Below are 21,472 nucleotides of genomic sequence, written 5' to 3' on the forward strand. Positions count from 1 at the left end.
TATGCAGTATGATGCTGTTATCATAGGAGGGGGTGCCTGCGGACTGATGTGTGCTGTGCAGGCAGGCTTATTGGGTAAGAAGACACTGATTCTGGAACGCAATAATAAACCCGGAGCCAAAATTCTGATCTCAGGCGGAGGACGTTGTAATTATACTAATCTGGGAACTACGATTGCTAACTTTGTAACCCGGAATCCGGATTTTTTGCATGGTATTTTCAAGCGCTGGACTGTAGAGGACACGATCCGTTTCTTTGAGTCGCATGGCATTTCGGGGCAGGAAAAAACATTAGGTCAACTTTTTCCGACCACGAATAAAGCTAAAGATATTGTTGCTGTATTTACCAATCTCATGTTTGAAACCGGGCAGGATATCTGGTTGGATAGTCTGGTAAAGTCTGTGGATCAGGTAGAGGGAGGGTTTCGTATTGCTGTTGATACACCTTCAGGAGAAAAAAACTTGAAAGCAGCGAAGGTTGTTCTCGCGAGCGGAGGGTTGCCGGTACAGAAGTTGGGTGCATCTGATTTTGCATTGAGACTGGCCCGGAAATTTGAATTAGCGATTGTGCCTACAGCCCCTGCTCTGGTTCCTTTGACCATTACCGGCAAAGATGCGGAATGGTATGCTTCTCTTTCCGGAAATAGTGTTTTTTCGAGAGTATATAATAAAGAGATCAGTTTTGAAGAAAATATCTTGTTTACACATTGGGGATTGAGTGGTCCTGCTATTCTGCAGATATCTTCCTACTGGCGTGCAGGACAGGAATTCACAATAGATCTATTACCGCAATTCAGTTTGGAGCAAATCATAAAAGAGGAGCGCAACAGTGGCGGGAAACGATTACTGTCTCAGGTGCTGAATGATTATTTTACCCGTAAGATGGTGGACGCTTTTGGTAAATTTTTGCCATTGACGACCAAGATTGCTTCTCTGAGTAAGGCTGATGCAAAGCTCATTGTAGAAACAATTCACAGGTTTCATGTCAAGCCTGCCGGAGATAAGGGCTATGATAAGGCTGAAGTAATGCGGGGTGGGGTAGATACAAATGAACTGAATCCTGCTACTCTGGAATCCCGAAAGATCCCAGGATTGTACTTTGGCGGAGAAGCTGTAGATGTGACGGGCTGGCTGGGCGGATATAATTTTCAATGGGCATGGGCATCAGCGTATACCATTGCTCAGGCAATCTGACAACAGGCAGCAGATTTTTGCTCAATAAAGCTAAAAACCACTTCTCTGATTTTTTCTAATACTTATTTCTTCTTAACGATTCCTCATTTAAAAGTCTTACTTTTGCTGCTGAAGCAAACTGGTTCTATCGCTGTTCCGATTATTCGGGAAAGAGGAAAGTCCGGGCAACACAGAGCAACTCACTTCCTAACGGGAAGGCTCCGTTCAGGCGGAGACAGCAAGTGCCACAGAAAATATACCGCCTTGTCTTTGATGAGGTAAGGGTGAAAACGTGAGGTAAGAGCTCACGGTATTGCATGGCGACATGGATTACGGTAAACCTTGAGTGTTGAAAGACCAAATAGGTTACGAAACTCGAAGGCTGCTCGTCTTCTTTTACTTCGGTAAGATTCGTAATGGGTAGGTTGATGGAGTCTGTCAGCAATGGCAGATCTAGATAAATGATAGAAAACCGATTTTTCGGTGTACAGAACCCGGCTTATAAGGTTTGCTTCCTTTTTTGAATATTGCCCCTAAATTCTTAATTTGTACACGACAATTAGATAGAAGAGAGTTACCTCATATGACTACAATATTAATAATAGACGACGAACGTGCAATAAGAAGTACGCTTAGAGAGATTTTGGAATACGAAGATTATAAGGTTTTTGATGCAGATAATGCTCTTGACGGTCTTGAAATTCTTAAAAAGGAAAAAATTGATCTTGTACTTTGTGATATTAAGATGGAAAAAATGGATGGTCTGGAGGCGCTTACATTTGCGCAGACTCTCAAACCTGAAGTTCCTTTTATTATGATATCCGGTCACGGGACAGTGGAAACTGCTGTGGAGGCAACTAAAAAAGGTGCTTATGATTTTCTTTCTAAACCGTTGGATCTGAACAGAATCCTTATTACAGTGCGTAATGCGCTGGAAAGAGGCTCACTGGTAGAAGAAACCAAAGTTCTGAAAAAGAAAGTATTCAGCTCTAAAACAAAAGAAATACTGGGCAGTTCGGATACGATCTCCAAGATTAAAGAAACGATAGAACGTGTTGCTCCTACAGAAGCAAGAGTGTTAATCACCGGAGAGAATGGTTCAGGTAAAGAGCTTGTTGCCAGATGGCTGCATGAAAAATCTAATCGTTCATCTTTACCGCTGATCGAAGTAAACTGTGCTGCTATTCCTTCTGAACTGATTGAGTCCGAATTGTTCGGACATGAAAAAGGATCCTTTACTTCAGCTGTAAAACAACGTATCGGTAAATTCGAGCAGGCTAGTGGCGGAACTTTATTCCTTGATGAGATCGGTGATATGAGTTTATCTGCTTAGGCAAAAGTATTAAGAGCATTACAGGAGCATAAGATTACGCGTGTAGGAGGGGAGAAAGAGATCGATGTAAATGTACGTGTGATTGCGGCGACTAATAAGGATCTGTTGAAGGAGATTGATGCCGGCAACTTCAGAATGGACTTGTACCACCGTCTGAGTGTGATCCTTATCCATGTACCATCTTTGTCACAACGTACGGATGATATCCCGACTATAGCAAACAGCTTTTGTGAGGAAATCTGCGGTGACTATAATATGCCGGTCAAGAAGATTACAATGGAAGCTATGAAAGCTCTGCAATCTTTACCGTGGACAGGTAATATCCGTGAGCTTCGCAATATGGTAGAACGTCTGATTATCTTAAGTGATAAATCGATTACAGATGCAGATGTACTGACTTATGCAAATCCTTCTATAGCGCATCATTCCAATGGTTCTTCTGAAGGGAATGAAACAGGTAAAACTGTAGATTATAAAGGCATATTCGAACGCTTTGAATCCTTTCAGGACTTTAAAGATCATGCTGAAAAGGAATTTATCAACTTCAAACTGGATAAAAACAGTTGGAATGTTTCCAAAACGGCTGATGATATCGGTATCCAGCGAAGCCATTTGTACAGTAAAATAGAAAAATTTGGTCTTAAAAGAGACTAATTCTTATACAAAAGGGGATCAAAATAAAATTTGATCCCCTTATTGCTTGCAATAATGAATGGAAATTTTAATCGTTAAATCTCCGTTTTTGCTTGTTATAAAGTGTAAAAACAACAACTGCTATAAGTATAAGACCAATAACTAAATATCCTAAGGTGGAATGATCTTGTCCATCCGTCTCATGCTGAGCAAATACGAAATTTGCTATTCCCATCATTAAAATTAATAACCACGCTCTCATAATAAAAATTTAGTTTGTGAACGTAGGAATTTACAATTTTAATGCCATACCTGCAATATTTAAATTGTAACTTTTTTAATACAATAAAAATGCGCCTTTTACTTCTGTAAGAGACGCATTTTGTAAAAATGGTTACTTCATTTCAGAAGTAACGGGTTGGTTTATAGGTGAGTTGCCTCTTATGCGATTTCAGCGATAAATACACCATCTTTTTTGATGTCGGTCAGGTGTGTTATAATCTGCTTAAGATTGATCTTTCCAATAACATATTTGAAGTTATCGGCATAGTAACGCTCACTGATTGAGCTAAAGTTTAATTTATTAATCAGTTCGTCGTCTTCATATCTCAAATATACGTTCAATTCATAATCTGTACTATAGGAAAGTTCCTGTGCTTCCAGGTGTTTCTTATACTCGTACCTGTAATCATAGCGCAATGCAGTAATGTCTGATAGTACTGCAGAGCCTGTAGGATGACCACCCGCACCTTTACCATAGAAGAATTGTTCGTCTGCAAATGCTGCTTTTACCAGTACGCCGTTATTTTCATTCTCGACATTGTAGAGCATATTGTCTTTGGTAATAAATTTGGGCAGAACATATAACACTACCTGTGCATTATTGATCTCTTTGGCCAATGGCACGAGTTTAAGTTTGTAGCCTTTTTCTTTTGCAAAACGGATATCCTGCTGATCCAGTTTATCTATACCAATATTCAGAATGTCATCCGGTTTGATGTATAGTCCGTAAGCATGTGAAGCTACAATAGCAAGTTTGTACTTCGGATCGTAGCCTCCTACATCGAGTGTAGGATCTGTTTCCGCAAAACCGAGTTCCTGTGCTTTCTTCAATGCGGTATCATAGCTTTGATTTTCATTGAATATCTTGGACAGAATATAGTTAGAAGATCCGTTGAAGATACCACTTACTGAATGTAGAAGTTCATTGTCATAGTATTCTTCCAGATTACGGATAATGGGAATACTTCCACAGACAGCTCCTTCATAGAGCAGGCTTGTACCGGTCTGTTGCTGGATCTCTGTGAGTTCTTCCAGATGTGTTGCAATCATCTTTTTATTTGCTGACACCACATTTTTTCCGGATTTAAGAGCTGTCACTGTAAATTGATAAGCGGCTTCTGCATCGTCAATTAATTCGACAACGGTATTGATTTCCGGATCATCCAGTATAGCAGCCGGATCTGTTGTAAATAATTCTGCAGGCAGAGAACGTTTTTTGTCCGCATTTTTGATCACAAACTTTTTGATCTCTAAATTTAAATTCTTTGTTTTTATTATATCATAAAGGCCTTGTCCTACTACCCCAAATCCAAACATGCCTAACGTTAACTTCTTACTCATTTGATTTTAATAAATATCTTTATTCTTATACTGTTGTTAATTCTATTGATTTATCTTCTGCAAATTCCGCTGTCAGGAACCCGGAGATGATTGAAGACAGTATTTTAGTCTCGATCAAAAATCCATCATGTCCATACAGGGAATCCAGCTGATAATATTCTGCTCCTGAAATATGCTGTGCAATGAATTGCTGCTCTACCGGTGGAAATAATACATCTGTCGTGATACCGATGACCAGTGTTTTTTGCTTCAGTTCCTGTAATGTCTGCGCTGCAGAAATACGGCCACGCCCCAGATGGTGACTGTCCATAGCTTTGGATAAGAACCAGTAGCTGTACGCATTGAAGCGGTTTACCAGTTTTTCACCCTGATAGCTTTGATAAGATGAGGCCTTATACTGATCAGTTTTTTCATTGTCAGATTCCTCCTGCGAAGCTGCATAGGTATCATATGAACGATAGGATAGCAGGGCCAGACTTCTGGCTGCTTTCAGTCCTTTGGCTCCGCCATCAGGTTTGTTGGCATAAAAGGTACGGTCGGCAGTGATGGCTAACCGCTGACTTTCATTGTAGGCTATTCCCCATGGGGAGTGTACGGCGTTGGTCGCCACAACTATAAGATGGGAAATGTCGATCTGTGCGGAAGCTGCCCATTCCAGCGCCTGTTGTCCTCCCAATGAACCGCCAATCAGGATGTTGATATTTTGTATCTCCAGATGATCGGCCAGCAACTGGTTTGCCTGTACCATATCACGTACTGTAAACTGTGGAAAGGACAAGTAATAAGGCTGATCTGTCTGTGGATTGACAGATAAAGGGCCTGAAGATCCATAGTGCGAACCCAGTGCATTGGCACAAACAATAAAATAATCCCGGGGATTGAAGAGATCGTTTTCTCCAAATAGTCCTTTCCACCAGTCAAACACATCGGAATTTGCCGTCAGGGCATGGCATACCCAGACGACATTATCTCTATCCGCATTTAACTTTCCATAGGTATGGTAGGCAATCTGCAGATCATCGATCTGCTTGCCGTTCTCAAATACAAATGGTTCAGTATATTTAAAAGTTTTGCTACTCATTTATGCTTTATTGTATTTTCCCCGATGAAGGGGATTACATATTCTTTGAAAAATATATGCTTTGCAGGCTGTAGAACAGTCTTTAAAGCCTTATTATTTAATCTTTTCAAATGCTTGCTGAAGATCAGCTTTGATATCATCAATATGTTCGATACCAACGGATATTCTCAACAGGCCCGGATATACTCCTGCACCAATCTGTGCTTCTTCGCTCAGTTGCTGGTGTGTAGTAGCTGCAGGATGGATAATAAGAGATTTGGTATCTCCGACATTGGCCAGGTGGCTGATCAGTTGCAGACTGTCAATAAATTCGTTTGCTTTTTGAGGGTCTCCTTTAATAGCAAAAGAAAGAACGCTTCCGAATCCGTTTCTGAGGTATTTCTGTGCATTGTTGTGATATGGAGAGCTTTTTAATCCCGGGTAGCTTACTTTTTCCACCTGTGGATGTGCTTCCAGCCATTGTGCTACTTCGAGTGCATTATCTACATGGCGTTGTACACGCAGTGATAATGTTTCGAGACCTTGCAACAATAAGAACGAATTGAATGGAGACAGGGCAGGGCCAAAGTCACGAAGACCTTCAACACGTGCTCTGATCGCAAACTGTATATTTCCAAAAGGACCATCAGGACCGAATACATCTGCGAAAACTAATCCGTGATATCCTTCAGAAGGTTCTGAAAACTGTTTGAATTTACCATTACCCCAATTGTAATTTCCTCCGTCAACGATAACGCCACCAATACTGGTACCGTGTCCGCCGATCCATTTAGTAGCTGATTCAACGACTACATGTGCTCCGTGTTCCAATGGTTTGAATAAGTAACCTCCTGCACCAAATGTATTGTCTACAATCAAAGGAATATCATATTTTTTAGCTACAGCTGCGATTTTTTCGAAATCAGGAATGTTGAAACTCGGATTACCGATGGTCTCGATATAGATAGCTTTGGTTTTGTCATCGATAAGTGATTCTATTTGTTCAGCTTCACTGTCTTGTGCAAAACGAACTTCTATACCTAATCTTTTAAAAGCAACTTTAAACTGGTTGTAAGTCCCGCCGTAAAGGTTGGATCCGGCTACAAAATTTTCGCCGCTTTCGAGGATATTGTTTAGTGCAATAAACTGGGCTGCCTGTCCTGATGCGACTGCCACAGCTGCTACTCCACCTTCTAATGCAGCAATACGTTTTTCAAATACATCTGTTGTCGGATTCATGATACGGGTGTAGATATTGCCAAATTGTTTCAGGGCAAATAAGTTAGCACCATGTTCCGCATTTTCAAATACATAAGATGTTGTCTGGTAAATAGGTACTGCTCTGGATCCTGTGGTCGGATCTGCTACCTGACCTGCATGTACTTGTAGTGTTTCAAATTTTAAGTTTGTATTTTCTGACATTTCTTTGGGAGTTTAAAATTGTAATGAAATTATTGATTAAAAGAATACACTTGTTGCTGCTCACTCCTGTGTCTTAGGCGTGAGATAGCCGTGCTGAGGGATAAGAGAAAATCTTAGCAACACATCGCATTGTACATTCGCATTCGGTTGGAAAACAACACAGAATGGTATGACAAAGGATTGGTATCCTGCTTTGAGGATGTTCCGAATGATGTGAAATTGTAAAATGTAATGTTCATAGCCTTTTCATTTATATGCTCCAAAGCAACATTGCTTCGGACAGGAATTGGCACCTTTTCAAACGTTTTTTGAAGGTTGCCAGTGGGTCATTGAGCCAGTCTCTCGCCACTTCTTTATAAATCAAAACCCTACGATATAGAGAGATAATGATTAGGTTGTCTTCCGCTGAAGACTCTGCAAATATATCTTTTGATTTTTAATCTTGCAAATAATTGCTCAAAAACTTTTAAAAACAAAGGGAATAAATATACGGAATCCGCAGTTGGAGGGAAATTTTAAAACAGCAAAAAACAGCCGTTAAAAGAGCAGAAAACGGATTTTTTTACTACAGGATGCTCTATATGTTTGTGCTATAAAATCAAAACAATAATAGATGAAAGAAACAGGAGAATTAAACTGGAATCACATTACATCAGAGCTTCACGATAAAGGCTATGCTGTCCTTTCGGATGTTCTTACGGATCAGGAATGTGAGGAGCTGAAAGCAAATTATTACCATCCGGATGCTTACCGGAAAACAGTAGTGATGGAGCGTTATCGATTTGGAAAAGGAGAGTATAAGTATTTTGATTATCCGCTTCCGGACCTTATTGCAAAAATCCGAAAAACGGTTTATCCGTATCTTGCAACAGTAGCTAATGCCTGGAATCGTGCATTACATATTGAGGTCGAATTTCCGGCTGAACATGAAGTGCTGATGAAGCAATGCCATGATCTGCAGCAAACTAAAGCTACTGTTCTGATTTTAAAATACGGACCTGGCGGATTCAATACGCTGCATCAGGATCTGTACGGCGAAGTTTATTTCCCTATGCAGATTCTTCTTTTTCTGAGTGAACCGGAGGTGGATTTTACGGGAGGAGAATTTGTATTGCTGCAGCAGATACCCAGAGCTCAGTCACAGGCTATTGTATTGAAACCAAAAAAGGGAGATATTCTGATTTTTACGACCAATTTCAGACCTGTGAAAGGAACAAGGGGGTATTACCGTGCTAATATGAAACATGGTGTAAGTGAGGTGCATAGTGGTGAACGCTATACATTGGGAATTATTTTTCATGATGCACTTAGCTGATGCCAATCCGCCACAGTATATATGAAGATGGAGAAGTAAGAAGTAAAATCCGGACGGCTGAAATATGCTTTGCGGGGCATGTTAAATTAAAAATATACGGTAAACTATCTTGCGGATCCGGGAAAAGGATGCTTCGTAAGAACCGGGTTTTCTTTGCTTCTGAGAAAGAGGCACTGTTATCCGGATACCGACCCTGTGGTCATTGTATGAGAAACGAGTTTGTCAAATGGAAAAATAGAGAAACCTGATAATTTTAAGATAGTTTGACTGCAAATGTGTAAGTATTCAACTGTCAGCTTATAATTTTGGGGATGGCCATTTCGATTGTATCTATGACTTCTTCTATTTCAGTTTGATTTAAGGAGGCAAAACCGAAACGGAATGCATTCCATTCTTCGTTTATGACTTTTATTTTTATACCGTTTCGGAGTAACATTTCATGAAGTTGGCGGACAGGAATCTTTTTATCCAGTTGAACCCACATGGCCATTCCACCACCGGGCAAACTAAGTGAGACATAGGGACTTGTTTTTTTTGTAATAAGATCATACAGATGGTCTCTTCTCAGGTGATATGCTTTCTTTGCTTTTGTAATATAACGCTTGAGTTCTCCTTCCTGAATAAGGGAAGCCAGCGCATCCTGCATAAACATATCGCCTCCAACATCTATGGATTTTCGGAAATTTGCGGCCTGATTGATAAAATTGCCCGGAGCAATCATAAAACCTATGCGTATGGAGGGTGCGAGTATCTTAGAAAATGATCCGATATAGATCACTCTTCCTTCATGATTGGCACTTGCAAGTGGAAGATAGGGTGCGGAATCATAATGATAATCGTAGTCGTAGTCATCTTCGATAATTACAAAATTATAGTATTTAGACAGCTCCAGTAAGCGCATTCTTCGTTCAGTACTTAAAGTGACTGTTGTCGGATAATGGTGGTGAGGAATAACATATACGAAATGAATAGTTTGCTGTGTACAAATATGTGCTATCGCATCGATATCCAGCCCATACTTATCTACTGGTACGCTGATCACAGTTGCTCCCATATCTGTAAAAACCTTATTTGCTGTGGCATATCCGGGATCACCTGCTATCACCTGTGTATTCTTAAAGGTCAGGAGGTGGGCAGCAATATAGATGCTCATCTGTGCACCGTGGGTGATGAGTATATTTTCTTTACCAATGTTTATTCCTCTCGTTTCTGAAAGTAATAATTTCAGTTGCTCCCGTAACCGGATAGAGCCTCGTGCATTGTCTTCTTTACTCTGTTCGATGTTATTTTTTTTAGTCAGAATAAACCGATATGATTTTAGTAGCGTATCAATAGGAGAGAGACGTACATCCGGATATCCGTCATCAATGATTAATTTAAGAATCGCTGTGTGATCTTCCTGTACAGTAGGTTGTACACGATGTTCGCCGGGAATTTCCAAACGGTATCCATAAGCATTATGCATGCGTTCGCTGTTCCATTTTTTTGGTTTTAACAGGGGAAGTTGTTCCGATACATAAATTCCTTTCCGGGGAATTGCTTTTATATAATCCTGAGCAATAAGTTCGTCATAAGCAGCGAGTACGGTTTTGCGGTGCAAACCTAGTTTTTGAGCCATCTCCCTACTACCAGGTAATGCAGCTCCCGGCTTCAGGATACCATTTCGTATAGCCTTACTGATTGCGATTGCTATCTGCAGGTAAACCGGATTTTTGTGTGCTCTTTCTATTGTTATGACTGACTCAAACGGAAACATACTGGACTACTTATTGGTTTTATTGTGGACTACAAAGGTAGTCCAAATAACGCATATGTTTGTTGAAAATTAATAACAAATAATAGGAATATGAATTACAACATTAAAAAAGTGGTCCTTGAAGATCTGGATCAGGCAGCAGAACTATTTGATCTTTACCGTGTTTTTTACCGTCAGGAATCGGATGTAGAAAAAGGTAAGAAATTTTTGAGAGAAAGAATACTGAATGATGAATCGCACATATTTTTGCTTTTTGAGGGAAAGATGGCTGTAGGGTTTGTGCAGTTATATAAATTGTTTCACTATACCAAACTTCAAAAGCAATGGCTTTTGAGTGATCTGTATGTTCATCCGGAGCACCGGGGGAAAGGTTTTTCAGTAGCCTTGATTGACAGATGTAAGCAGTGGTGTGAACAGACAGATGCCTGTGGACTGATGCTGGAAACAGAAAAAACTAATGCCATTGGCAACACGTTGTATCCGCGTTGTGGATTTGAATATGACGGATTGCACAATTACTACCATTGGTGGAAATAAGGTTTCCGAATAGTATAGTATATAAAACCCCGGTAAATCCGGGGATTTATGTCTATTTTTGGATAGTTTACTATATCTACATTATATGAAATATCTGTTATTTTCTTTCACAATTTTACTTTTTATCTCTTGCAAAAGTTACAAAACCGATAGTTCAGCAAATAAGAAATACGAAATTGAGGAAATCAGTTTTAGCAGAAAACCTTGTTTCGGAACCTGTCCGGTCTTTGTACTGAAGATCAGTAAGAATGGTGCTGCGCAACTGGATGCTGATAATTTTTTGAAAAACGGACTTAAAGGGCAGTATGCTACGCAGATCAGTACAGGTGATCTGAACAAAATAATTAAACAGCTTAATGAGTTACAATTTCCGGAATTGAAGGATGATTATGGTAACAGAGGTGTTTCGGATCTGCCTGCTGTACATTTAGAAATCCGCTATCAGAATGATAAAGTAAAGAAAATCCGTGACTATGGAAACCGCGGTACGGTTGAACTGGAAAAATTGTATAAGACGATAGACGAAATTCTGTACGCCCAAAAATGGGTGCCTGCACAATAGGTTTTATAAGGATGTTCATACAGCATATTTTACTTTCTTTCTGATTACCGGTTAAAAGAAAGATGTAAGTGATAAATAATTAATACTTTAGTGTATCCAATTTTTATTAACCACTCTGCTGTATGAATACTGAAATACAAAAATTGCATCATATCTGGCAGAGTTCCCGTGCTGTCAAAACGACTTCTTTTTCTAAAAACGGGTTTCAGGAACTTGCCAATACAATCACCAGTTCGGGGCCTTTTTATTATTATATCGTGGACTTCTATGATATGTCCCTATCTCATATCAGTCCTGCTATATACGATCTGCACGGATCGGATCCGGATACTGTAACTTTCGATGATATCCTTCAGCTTGTCCACCCGGATGATCTGGATTTTGTATCCAGGGCAGAGTCTAAAATAGCAGATTTCTTTAATAATAATATCGGTTCAGATAAGTTGCTCCATTATAAAATAAGTTATTGTTTCAGGGCATTTACGAAGGATAGCGGATATGTGTTATTCAACCATCAGGCACTGATTTTGACGCTGGATGATAACGGAAAGTTTGGCAAATCTTTAAATATTCATACACGTATTGATCATCTCGCTAAAGAGAATACAAATAAAATTTCACTGATCGGACTTTATGGAGAACCTTCTTTTATTCATTTGAATGTGGATATGCAGGAGAAGAAAGATACTAAATTCTCGAAGCGTGAAATTGATATTATCAGGTTGATAGCAGAGGGCCTTAGTAATAATCAGATAGCCGATAAATTGTTTATTGCATCGGTTACTGTGAAAAAACACAGACAGAATATATTGTTTAAGGCAGGCTGCAAGAATACGGCACAACTCATCAAAAACAGTATTCTTCAGGGGCTGATCTGATCTTATGATCATTAAAAAAATACTTCTAAAGAAGTATTTTTTTAATGATCTGGTCTGAAGTAAATTTGTTGTATCAATTCAGTAATACCTACGTCTGCTATATGAATAAACCTATATCTTCCCGAATCAAAGCAGTATTATTTATAATGTTGTTTTTTCCCGTTTCCCTTGTATATGGTCAGCTCCATTTTAAAAATAAATACCTGAAACTTCAGCATGAGATTATTTTGACTACAGATTATAATACACTTCCTGATTTTATGCTGAAGAAAGGCTACCTGGTGGATGACAATCTTAAAAACAGCGTGGAGCAAGATATGAAGGACCGTAATACGTCCGGTTATTGTCAGGCATTTAAAGATGACAGCCTGCAGTATGTATTGGTATACTACGATGAGCCTAAAAAAGTAACAACTATCTTAAGCAGTGTTATAAAACCTGGTGGGACTTTGCTGGAAACCGAGTTACTGGAACTTGGATTTACAAAAAAGGTTGATAGTATAGATACCAGTGAACAATATACACTGTTTGATCGATTTGATTATCCTCATAGTTTTACCCATCAGAAAGTGGAAGGGACAAATTTTACCTGGTTATCTCTGGTTGCGGATAAGCCTGAGAATAAGGAATAGTCATATTTCTCCTGTCCATCAGATATGCTGATCAATAAGTATGGGGTTGCCATCCGGATCTACAATAAAAAATCCTGCCGGACCTGAACTTTTTACATCAACCTCTTCAAGTGGCTGGATGCCGGCTTCTTTGAGTGCCATCTGTATGACGCGTACATCATCAAAGTTTGTGAGTAATTTGGCATTCGAATCCCAGCCCGGATTAAAAGTCAACAGATTTTTGTCAAACATTCCCTGAAACAATCCGATTAGGGTTCCTTCATTTTTCATAATCAGATAGTTGCTTTCCAGACTTCCTGCAAAAACGGAAAAGCCTAATTTTTCATAGAATTCTTTTGACACGTTAATGTCTTTTACATTGAGACTAACAGAAAATGCACCTAATTTCATAATACTTTATTTTTAAAATTATCGGGATCGTTTATAACTCTGGTTTTATATCTACAAGTTAACAAGATCGTCTTACCCGTACAACTTTTATTTGCTTCCGTTGGTCAATGTTTTAATTTTTAGGTTGTTACGACAGTGTGATTATTCCTTGTACACAATGTGTTTTACGGTATTTTCAATCCAAACTGTTTAAATTAGCTGTTTTCGGGGATTTTAAATAGCAGCCTGAAGCGATACTTTTGTTGAAGTTTAATCATCAAAAAAAATATCATGGACAGAAAAACGACTGCAATTATCTCTTACATCACTATTATAGGTTGGTTGATAGCTTATTTCCAATACAAGGATAAAACGAAAGACGCCTTTGTAAATTATCATCTGAAGCAATCGCTGGGTATTTCCATTATAAGTATCCTTCTTGGATTGGTATTGAATATTGTCGTTATAGCTGTGCCAGCATTAGCCGTACTTACCTACGCCAATATTTTTATATTGATTTTATGGATTTTAGGAATTGTGAATGCGTCAAAAGAAGAGATGAAGCCGGTACCTGTAGTAGGAAGTATATTCGAACAGAAATTTTCCTTTCTTGATTAATATCTCACCTTGGATTTTAAAATACTATTGACTTAAAAATAATAATTATGCAAAGAATTGGTTCATTTATGGTTGTTATCGGCATACTGGCGGTAATACTTGGTTTCTTCAATTATGTACCCAAAATATTGATGTGGATCTACCAGTGGGGAGAAGGAATGGCCTGGGGTATTAAAATCGGTCTTATTGTTTTAGGTGGGCTTTTGTATCTTTTAGCAACAAAAAGTCCTGAACAAGTAGAAAGTTCTGCTACGCAGCAGAATGATACCGGACAAAACTGATTGGTTTGATTGTTGTTTTTAAGGTTTTGTAAATATAAAGCATGGCTTTATAGTGCAATACCGAAATGAAAAATACGTCTTCGGGCGTATTTTTTTGTTATGCTGTGTGATCTTGTACTTCTTCAAATTGGAGATAACTCTCATTTGCAAAATCCCGGAAATTAAAGCCTTCAAAAACGATTTTTCCTAAGATAAATTGTAATCGCAATAGAATTTCCTGTTTTTTCTTTCAGCATTAGCGTGAGTTTAGTAGGGTTATTGTCTAATTCAAAACCTGATTTTCTGCCTGTTTTTTCTTTTCGGCTTCGTATTGCGAAATCAAAAATTCAGGAGAATTTTTCAACTCTATATTCTTCATCTGTTTTACTTTTTGATTCGTTCAAATGTATAGGTGTTAATGCTTTCTGATTTTTTTAAGAAGTTGTCTGTAAAGTTGAGCATACTGTTACATTCATAGAGAAGAAGATTTTTTTTGGAAACAGATATTTCACAATACGGTGCGTGATGATCATCATTTTCTGCGGGCATAATAAGTTTATCTCCTTTGATATAGGCTTTATACGCATCTATATTTTCAGCCCTTGATTTGTCTTTAACGGTCTCTATACCTCCTGTCCAGTCATTAATCAATACATAGGTTAAAGCCGAATCGTAGGAAATGCTGATATTTCTATTATTTGCGTTGTCTCTCCATATACCCTCATATATTTTTTTCGAATTCATTATCTCCGCTTTATGCTGGGCATATGCAGTCTGCGAAATGCAGACAAATAATAATATTATATATCGGATATGAACGGTCATACTATCTACAACTTTTGAGATTAATGCTTACCTAAAAGTAATAAATTTTATTAGTCAATTGATCGTTTTATTATGAGATTTAATGCGGAGCGTCTTCCCTTTTTAATTTAATAACTACATTATTATCACCGGCTTTCAATGTGACAGCCTGTTTCTGAAAATGATCTTTTTGAAAATTTAGTTTTACTTTTTTGCTGGTGCCGATAAATCCGCTTCTTATTTCATAAAACTCAAATTGTCCGGTGGAATCCGTAAGATAGGGTATATTGCTTTTTTGTGTATTCTCAGCGATATATTCAACCTCAGAAAGGGGTTGTCCCGTCTGCGCATCGACTACGTATCCGTTTACTCTTACCATCATGTCACAAGATGACAGAAATAATGTCAGAAAAAGGATTATAAAATATCTTATCATAACGTAGTGTTTTGAATACTCAAAAATACACATCTCCTTGTAATTGTACATCCCTGTTTTTCGGGATATTTTTGGTTTTTATAAAGTTGAAATTACTAATTGGTTTTTTTTTGCTTTTAGATAATCATTATTTTTGGTTATCAAAGGATGCTAATCCGACTTGATGTAATCACTAACTATGGCAAAAAATAAGAAAAAGCGGGTTTTACTCCGTCAATATCTTATAAAGCCAATAACTAAAGAAAGGACAAATTATGAAAATCGAATCAATTGTAAACAACAGGAAGCGATGAACAAAAAAGGTAAATACCAGCAATATACAGAAGCACAGGAGAAGTCGTTGATCAATTTTATATTGTGGGCAAAATCAAAAAACAGAACCTTTGATTTGGATTATATTACTGGGCATGATGAATTAAGAAAGGAAGCCGGAAAAACCGGAGATAAACAAGATCCTGGTGGAAGTTTAAGTATGCCAATGCAAGCATTGAGAGATCTTGTCAAAACGAAAGCAATAGCGTTATGGATCTGATTGAAAAAAGTAGATTTGGAGGTTATCTTTTAAGCTGATTAAACTTGTAATCGTTTAAAGTGTGCATAAAATTTTATGCACACTTTATTATTCCATTTATCTTAGAACTGATATTTGATAGATGCAGCTACGTTCGTTGGAGGTAGCGGATTATCATTGATTCCCCATATTTTGACGTTTGTTATATTATTTACTTTTAGCGCTAATCTGATTTTGCTCCCTTCGTAAAACAACGTTCCGTCTGTAAGAAAATAGGCATCTGTTTTGGGATCTGTTGTGTATTTGTTGATTTCTCCTACGTAATTCGTTCCGCCACCGATTCCTATATTGCGTAATGCACCGTTTGTGATTTTATACGTCACCCAAAGATTGGCATAGTCAGCAGGCAGATAGTTGCGGCTTGTAACGGCTACTCCGTCTTCACCGACAACGGTAAATGTATTTTTGTTATAACCGTATCCTGCAGTAATGTGTAATCCGTCAACCGGAGCTGCGTTCACATCAATTTCAAATCCTTTGCTTTTCTGTTTGGAGTCCTGAAAGGTAACTCCCTGCTGAGTTGTACGGATAGCATCTTTAATATCAATATTGAAGAAACTTACTGTAGAACTCAGTCTGTTATTGAACAGATCTGTCTTGAACCCAAGTTCATATTGATTTCCGCTTGTCGGCTTGGCATTGAACAGTGAGGCGTCAGGTTGTCTTACAGGAGCATTATTCTGGAAAGAGTTGGTGTAGCTGGCAAAGGCGCTTAGTTTATCTTTCATAATCTGGTACACTGTACCGAATTTTGGAGATAAAGCTGTTTGTTTATAACCGCCAGTAAATTCTCCCCGCATTACTGCTGTCCCTTTGTTATCTAATCTGTCTACACGCAATCCAAGTAAAACTGAAAGTCTGTCCGTAAGATTGGTTACACTCGATGCATATGCCGCATATACAGTATTCTGGCTGGTTTGATACCCATTTATCAATGTTTGTCTCTTAGCTTTTATCTTTTCCAGCGAGAGAGGTGAGTAGAGTTCATTGATTTTGATGACATCTTTATATTCTTCACCCAGATATCCTTTATCTACATTTTTATAGTGAAAAACATCGAGACCCAGTACGAATTTATTTTTTAATCCCGCTATATTAAAATCACCATTAAAAAACTGTTGAAACTGGTAGGTGTTTTCATTCGTAGAGGAGCTGCTGGCGGTCCGTTCTACTTCAGTAGGAGAGAGGAATCTGGCTCTTGTATAGACTGCTTCTTTCAGGTCATTACCTGTAAATGATGCTACTGTTGTTGATTTCCAGTTTTCAGAAATCTGATATTCTGCTCTTGCCAGAATGTTTACGCCACCTCCATTGAATATAGGGTCATTACTGCCCAGAGACTGATTATGTTTGAGAGGAATCTCTTTTATATTTTTCAATCCTAAAGCGCTGTAATCAACATAGGGAAGCATGCTCATAGTTGCATTGCTCATTTCTGCATCAAGACTAAGTTTCAGCTTGTCATTTACTTTGTATAGTAATGAGGGAGCGACTACATAACGCTTATTGAATCCCCAATCCATAAAACTTCCTTCGCTGTGATAAGCTGCATTCAATCGGAATAAGACAGAATTGTCCTCATTTAATGGGGTATTAATATCTGTTGCAATGCGATGTAAGGCAAAGCTGCCAATGGTGTAATCTACTGAAGTTTTACGCCCTTCAAAAGGTTGTTTTGTAATCAGATTAATAAGTCCTCCGAATGAAGTCGTTGCATTGCCGTAGAGGGTTCCTGAAGGACCTTTTATAGCTTCTGTACGCTCCACTACTGCCGGATCTATTCCGGACCAGCTGCTGGACGCAACGCCATTACGCATACGTACACCTGTCCAGAAACCTCTCAATACCGTATAAGCAAAGCCATTGTTTACAAAACCATATGCAATACCTCCACCTGCAATATTGCGTAAGGATTGTTTATAATCTGTGATGATCTGCTGCTCCATGATCTCTTTGCTTACGGTATTCAATACCTGAGGATTTTCAATATCCTTTAACGGCATTCTCGAAACGTAGTCTGAGCTTTTATTTCCTACACGGTTTCTACCGTCTATGATAATTTCCTGGAGTTTTTTGCTGTCTTCAAAAAGAGTAAAATTCACCTCTTCTTCAGTTGATTGAAGAGTGATTGTCTTTTCCTGTGTGAGGAGACCTATATACGAAGCGACGATAGTGTATTCTCCGGCAGGAAGGTTTTTTAATTGAAAATGTCCTTTGGAATCGACAATTGTACCCTTATTGATCCCTTTCAAAGTTATGGAAACATAGTGTGCCGGACGTCCGTCTGATGTGTTGACTGTACCTCTTATGGACAAATCACCTGTTTGGGCAAGTGCACTGAGGCTGACTATCCAAAAGGTCAGGAAAGTAAATAATTTCATAATGAATATTAAGTTGTGTTGATAAAAATTGTGTAAAAGAACACCTTATTTTTAATTAATCCAAATAATAATAATAAAAATAAGATGCTAAGATTTTAATACACAGTACTTACCTGATATTTCAGTATGATGATTTACCTTCCGTTCAGCCAGATCTACTTTGGTTGTTGTTGTGTGACACAATGTACCATACCACCGTTGGCAAATAAATTACGGCAATCTATGCCGATTACTTTTCTTTCCGGATACAGCTTTTGAATAGTAGCATTGGCAACCACGTCATTAGGATCGTTATAATTGGGTACCAGTACCACATTATTGCCAATATAATAATTGATGTAGGAAGCCTTTCCGACATTTTTTCCATATGTTGTTGTTACATCATGTTTAGTAAGAGGTACATTTACAAAATGGTAAGGCTGCCCATCCTTACTAACAGCGTCATATAATGTAGTGATGTCATGCTCAGGTACCTGCCAGTATAAAAGATCCTCATCTGCCATTGTGATAATAGTAGATTTGTTAGCAAATCTGGCAAATCCGTCAATATGCATGTCGGTAATATCGAGCCCCGCTTGTCCTTCCAGCCAGATAAAATGGGTAGCACCCAGATATTTGGTAAAGATAGTTTCTGCCTGTTGCTGTGTCATACCCGGATTGCGGTTTTCGTTAAGTACTGAGCTTTTACAGGCCATTAAAGTACCATTTCCATCAATCTCTACACTTCCGCCTTCATTAATCATTATATCATTGAGGTTTATGGATTGCATATTTTTATTAGCAGCCAGTTGCGACGGGATTCGGTTGCAATTTTCATAGTCAGCTTTTTCTCCCCAGCCATTGAATCCCCAGTCCTGGACAAAGAGTTTCCCATTTTTATCTTTTACATAGATCGGTCCATTGTCACGGATCCATACATCGTCTGTAGGAGCAATTGTAAAATCCACATGAGTAAGCGTGACTTCAGCTTTCTGTAGTAATGCTGTAACTCTTTTCAGTTCGGTATGGTCATACACGATTATATGTACTTTTTCACTTTTTACAAGAGCTTTGGTCATCGCTATCCAGGTGGCATCCAACCTTTCACGAAATGTCTTGCCATATTGGTGTTCATGTGGCCATTGCAGCCAGGTACCTTCATGTAATGCTGATTCTTCCGGCATCCTGTACAGGGCTGTAGAATCAATAGGAGAGACCGGGTTTTTTATGCTGCTTTCTTTTGAGCAGGATAAAAAGAGGGTGGATAAGATCATAAGTGTGATTGTCATTTTGCACATCATTAATGTTATAAATTTTGTTAAGGCAAAACTACGAGCCTGAAAAAACAGATTGTTGTCCAAAATTGACAAACTTATTTTTTTAATCTAAGGGTAACCATATGTAAGTCATCTGGTCTTCTTCTGAATCCGTGTTGTCCGGGTGTTTCACATATTTTTCGATAACTGGCGTAGGAGCAAACTGTAGCCCTGCAGTCAGTATCCAGCCGGAATATATCTGGCTGTATGTATCTTCGATGGTGTCATATCTGCCGTGATGTGTAAATTGCGCATATTTTCCTCCGCCAATGGTCTTGGATGGCAGTCTGCTTGTCAGGGATTGCAGTGATGAACAGGTGTCGTACCTGCAGTTTAGATTTTCCCTGATAAGCGGTTCGTCAGCAACAACACCATAAAATTCATTACCCTGCTGCGGAAATTCGTATTGTAAGAATGTATCCCACTGAGATTCGATCTCTGTATCGATATAATTAATAAAGGAACTTTTGTAGTAAACTAGTGTGGGACGAACATAGATAATCTCCGGTTTGAGAATCTGTTTCGCTTCGACGGGTAAAATGTCTGCTTTTGTAAATAGGGGCGTCTTTCCGGTTCGGGCTTCGGTCGGAGATATTAAAAAATGTTGTTTAAAAGCTTTTGAAAATGAGGCTACATTGTAAAATCCTACCTTTAATGCAATGACAGAAATGGAATGATCGCTGTAGAGTAACATTTTGTATGCATTTTCTACCCTCAACCTCTTTTGATAAGCACCAATAGTTTCCCCACACGTATAGCGGAATATCCGTTGAATATTTCTGTATGAATAATGGGAGATATCTTCCAGTTGTTGAATAGAAATAAGCTGATCATAGTGTTTTTCTATAAAGTTCAAGGTGTTGTATACACAATTTAGATTTGAAGAAATAGCCTGTTTCATCCGGATTTTGCATTATATAGTCAAATATACCTGAATCAAGTGGAGTGTTGAATTACCCTTATGTATCCTGATTATCTCTGTCTTTTCGACCCACCTTATTTAAACAAAATACTTTGATTGTTGTTGTAGTTTTATTGAGATTTAAAAATCTATTCAGTCTTTGTAGAATATTACCTGACCAAAATCCAGACATATGAAAGCGAAAAAAATATGGGCTAACTTCAGCGTTAAAGATGTGAACCGCACCCGCGAATTCTATACATATTTGGGATTTACACCAAATAAGATTAGCAATAATCCTCAACTTGTCAGTTTTCTTTTCGGGGATAAGGACTTCGTTATCCATTTTTTTGAACAGGGATCCCAAATAGATACGTACTTATCTTCCGAAATACACAACAGTGAAATTATATTCACACTTTCGGCAGAAACAGCTTCGGAAGTGAAAGAGTGGTCGGATAAAGTGAAACAAGCCGGAGGTACTGTTTTTAATGAAATGACGAGAGATCATTCCAATTATTATGGATTCACCTTTGCAGATCCTGATGGTCACAGGTTTAATATACTCTTAATGGAGCCGGGAATGTGATGGAAACAGCTGACTTCCTGTTTATGTTGAAGTTTTTCTTTGTCTTAAATATCTGTAGCAAAGAAAAATGATCAGGGTAATAATACCTCCAAATATAATATCCCCAATTAGTGCATAGGCAGAAAATTGAGTTGACTCACCAATCATTCCTGTGGATAAGGACATTACATATACCGATTTTTCATAGATCGTTAAAGGAAATCCAAATGACAGACTGCCATCATTATGGGTATCATCGTGGTAGCTAAGCAGGCATATACCAACAAAGACCAGTAATGTGCTGATACTATATTTTATGATGTTGTTTAGTCTTCTCATCTGTGATT

General features: G+C 38.4%; 23 protein-coding genes, 1 other RNA gene, 1 pseudogene and 1 riboswitch. Of the genes and pseudogenes, 13 read left to right on the forward strand and 12 right to left on the reverse strand.

The window, feature by feature from the left end:
• Position 1: 1 nt before the first annotated feature.
• The 3 genes and pseudogenes from I6J02_RS13285 (at position 2) to I6J02_RS13295 (ending at position 3,158) form a co-directional block, all read left to right on the forward strand.
• Positions 2-1,192, forward strand: coding sequence for an NAD(P)/FAD-dependent oxidoreductase (locus I6J02_RS13285; RefSeq protein WP_201678368.1), 1,191 nt, complete (start codon positions 2-4; stop codon positions 1,190-1,192).
• 111 nt (positions 1,193-1,303) lie between these two features.
• Positions 1,304-1,689: RNase P RNA component class A (rnpB, locus tag I6J02_RS13290), an RNA gene on the forward strand.
• 65 nt (positions 1,690-1,754) lie between these two features.
• Positions 1,755-3,158, forward strand: a pseudogene (locus tag I6J02_RS13295) (sigma-54-dependent transcriptional regulator).
• Positions 3,159-3,578: 420 nt separating this feature from the next.
• Here I6J02_RS13295 and I6J02_RS13300 read toward each other — a convergent pair.
• From I6J02_RS13300 to I6J02_RS21880, 4 genes are all read right to left on the reverse strand, one after another.
• A complete protein-coding gene (locus I6J02_RS13300; protein WP_201678369.1) occupies positions 3,579-4,760 on the reverse strand; it encodes a homoserine dehydrogenase in 1,182 nt (393 codons plus the stop codon).
• 25 nt (positions 4,761-4,785) lie between these two features.
• Entirely contained in the window at positions 4,786-5,841 is a 1,056-nt protein-coding gene (gene metX, locus I6J02_RS13305; protein ID WP_201678370.1) for a homoserine O-acetyltransferase family protein, read from the reverse strand.
• Between the two features lie 93 nt (positions 5,842-5,934).
• The gene (locus I6J02_RS13310) at positions 5,935-7,242 is read right to left on the reverse strand and encodes an O-acetylhomoserine aminocarboxypropyltransferase/cysteine synthase family protein (RefSeq protein ID WP_201678371.1); all 1,308 of its coding nucleotides are present in this window, start codon (positions 7,240-7,242) and stop codon (positions 5,935-5,937) included.
• A gap of 113 nt (positions 7,243-7,355) precedes the next feature.
• Complete coding sequence (locus I6J02_RS21880) at positions 7,356-7,481, reverse strand: hypothetical protein (RefSeq protein ID WP_262895879.1); 126 nt, start codon at positions 7,479-7,481, stop codon at positions 7,356-7,358.
• A gap of 8 nt (positions 7,482-7,489) precedes the next feature.
• Positions 7,490-7,604, reverse strand: a riboswitch (SAM riboswitch).
• 251 nt (positions 7,605-7,855) lie between these two features.
• On the opposite strand from I6J02_RS21880, the gene I6J02_RS13315 reads away from it, so the two are divergent.
• Together I6J02_RS13315 and I6J02_RS13320 are read left to right on the forward strand one after the other, a co-directional pair.
• Positions 7,856-8,557, forward strand: coding sequence for a 2OG-Fe(II) oxygenase (locus I6J02_RS13315; RefSeq protein WP_201678372.1), 702 nt, complete (start codon positions 7,856-7,858; stop codon positions 8,555-8,557).
• Entirely contained in the window at positions 8,557-8,805 is a 249-nt protein-coding gene (locus tag I6J02_RS13320) for an Ada metal-binding domain-containing protein (RefSeq protein ID WP_201678373.1), read from the forward strand. Before I6J02_RS13315 ends, I6J02_RS13320 begins: the two co-directional genes overlap by 1 nt.
• A gap of 44 nt (positions 8,806-8,849) precedes the next feature.
• Here the strand turns inward: I6J02_RS13320 and I6J02_RS13325 are convergent, their stop codons facing one another.
• Positions 8,850-10,313, reverse strand: a complete 1,464-nt coding sequence (locus I6J02_RS13325; protein ID WP_201678374.1) for a PLP-dependent aminotransferase family protein — start codon at positions 10,311-10,313, stop codon at positions 8,850-8,852.
• 90 nt (positions 10,314-10,403) lie between these two features.
• On the opposite strand from I6J02_RS13325, the gene I6J02_RS13330 reads away from it, so the two are divergent.
• The 4 genes from I6J02_RS13330 (at position 10,404) to I6J02_RS13345 (ending at position 12,922) form a co-directional block, all read left to right on the forward strand.
• The gene (locus tag I6J02_RS13330; protein WP_201678375.1) at positions 10,404-10,850 is read left to right on the forward strand and encodes a GNAT family N-acetyltransferase; all 447 of its coding nucleotides are present in this window, start codon (positions 10,404-10,406) and stop codon (positions 10,848-10,850) included.
• A gap of 85 nt (positions 10,851-10,935) precedes the next feature.
• Positions 10,936-11,412, forward strand: a complete 477-nt coding sequence (locus I6J02_RS13335) for a DUF6438 domain-containing protein (RefSeq protein WP_201678376.1) — start codon at positions 10,936-10,938, stop codon at positions 11,410-11,412.
• A gap of 122 nt (positions 11,413-11,534) precedes the next feature.
• The gene (locus I6J02_RS13340) at positions 11,535-12,290 is read left to right on the forward strand and encodes a LuxR C-terminal-related transcriptional regulator (RefSeq protein ID WP_201678377.1); all 756 of its coding nucleotides are present in this window, start codon (positions 11,535-11,537) and stop codon (positions 12,288-12,290) included.
• Positions 12,291-12,391: 101 nt separating this feature from the next.
• The gene (locus I6J02_RS13345) at positions 12,392-12,922 is read left to right on the forward strand and encodes a hypothetical protein (RefSeq protein ID WP_201678378.1); all 531 of its coding nucleotides are present in this window, start codon (positions 12,392-12,394) and stop codon (positions 12,920-12,922) included.
• An 18-nt stretch (positions 12,923-12,940) separates the two neighbouring features.
• Here the strand turns inward: I6J02_RS13345 and I6J02_RS13350 are convergent, their stop codons facing one another.
• Entirely contained in the window at positions 12,941-13,312 is a 372-nt protein-coding gene (locus I6J02_RS13350) for a VOC family protein (RefSeq protein WP_201678379.1), read from the reverse strand.
• A gap of 270 nt (positions 13,313-13,582) precedes the next feature.
• Between I6J02_RS13350 and I6J02_RS13355 the strand changes: the two genes are divergently transcribed.
• A complete protein-coding gene (locus I6J02_RS13355; protein WP_201678380.1) occupies positions 13,583-13,909 on the forward strand; it encodes a DUF4870 domain-containing protein in 327 nt (108 codons plus the stop codon).
• Positions 13,910-13,956: 47 nt separating this feature from the next.
• Entirely contained in the window at positions 13,957-14,190 is a 234-nt protein-coding gene (locus I6J02_RS13360; RefSeq protein WP_201678381.1) for a hypothetical protein, read from the forward strand.
• Between the two features lie 363 nt (positions 14,191-14,553).
• Here I6J02_RS13360 and I6J02_RS13365 read toward each other — a convergent pair whose 3' ends face one another.
• Together I6J02_RS13365 and I6J02_RS13370 are read right to left on the reverse strand one after the other, a co-directional pair.
• A complete protein-coding gene (locus I6J02_RS13365; RefSeq protein ID WP_236581869.1) occupies positions 14,554-14,913 on the reverse strand; it encodes a hypothetical protein in 360 nt (119 codons plus the stop codon).
• Between the two features lie 160 nt (positions 14,914-15,073).
• Positions 15,074-15,409: a carboxypeptidase-like regulatory domain-containing protein gene (locus tag I6J02_RS13370; protein WP_236581870.1), complete on the reverse strand. Its 336-nt coding sequence runs from the start codon at positions 15,407-15,409 to the stop codon at positions 15,074-15,076.
• A gap of 178 nt (positions 15,410-15,587) precedes the next feature.
• On the opposite strand from I6J02_RS13370, the gene I6J02_RS13375 reads away from it, so the two are divergent.
• Complete coding sequence (locus I6J02_RS13375; RefSeq protein ID WP_201678383.1) at positions 15,588-15,941, forward strand: N-acetylmuramoyl-L-alanine amidase; 354 nt, start codon at positions 15,588-15,590, stop codon at positions 15,939-15,941.
• Between the two features lie 101 nt (positions 15,942-16,042).
• Here I6J02_RS13375 and I6J02_RS13380 read toward each other — a convergent pair whose 3' ends face one another.
• The 3 genes from I6J02_RS13380 to I6J02_RS13390 form a co-directional block, all read right to left on the reverse strand.
• Complete coding sequence (locus tag I6J02_RS13380; protein ID WP_201678384.1) at positions 16,043-18,361, reverse strand: TonB-dependent receptor; 2,319 nt, start codon at positions 18,359-18,361, stop codon at positions 16,043-16,045.
• A gap of 155 nt (positions 18,362-18,516) precedes the next feature.
• The gene (locus tag I6J02_RS13385; RefSeq protein WP_236581871.1) at positions 18,517-19,629 is read right to left on the reverse strand and encodes an agmatine/peptidylarginine deiminase; all 1,113 of its coding nucleotides are present in this window, start codon (positions 19,627-19,629) and stop codon (positions 18,517-18,519) included.
• Between the two features lie 91 nt (positions 19,630-19,720).
• Positions 19,721-20,512, reverse strand: coding sequence for a GyrI-like domain-containing protein (locus I6J02_RS13390; RefSeq protein WP_236581872.1), 792 nt, complete (start codon positions 20,510-20,512; stop codon positions 19,721-19,723).
• A gap of 238 nt (positions 20,513-20,750) precedes the next feature.
• Here I6J02_RS13390 and I6J02_RS13395 point away from each other — a divergent pair, with 238 nt between their 5' ends.
• The gene (locus I6J02_RS13395; protein ID WP_201678386.1) at positions 20,751-21,146 is read left to right on the forward strand and encodes a VOC family protein; all 396 of its coding nucleotides are present in this window, start codon (positions 20,751-20,753) and stop codon (positions 21,144-21,146) included.
• Between the two features lie 21 nt (positions 21,147-21,167).
• Here the strand turns inward: I6J02_RS13395 and I6J02_RS13400 are convergent, their stop codons facing one another.
• Entirely contained in the window at positions 21,168-21,464 is a 297-nt protein-coding gene (locus I6J02_RS13400; RefSeq protein WP_201678387.1) for a hypothetical protein, read from the reverse strand.
• Between the last annotated feature and the right edge of the window lie 8 nt (positions 21,465-21,472).

Source organism: Sphingobacterium spiritivorum (assembly GCF_016725325.1).
Classification (GTDB): domain Bacteria; phylum Bacteroidota; class Bacteroidia; order Sphingobacteriales; family Sphingobacteriaceae; genus Sphingobacterium.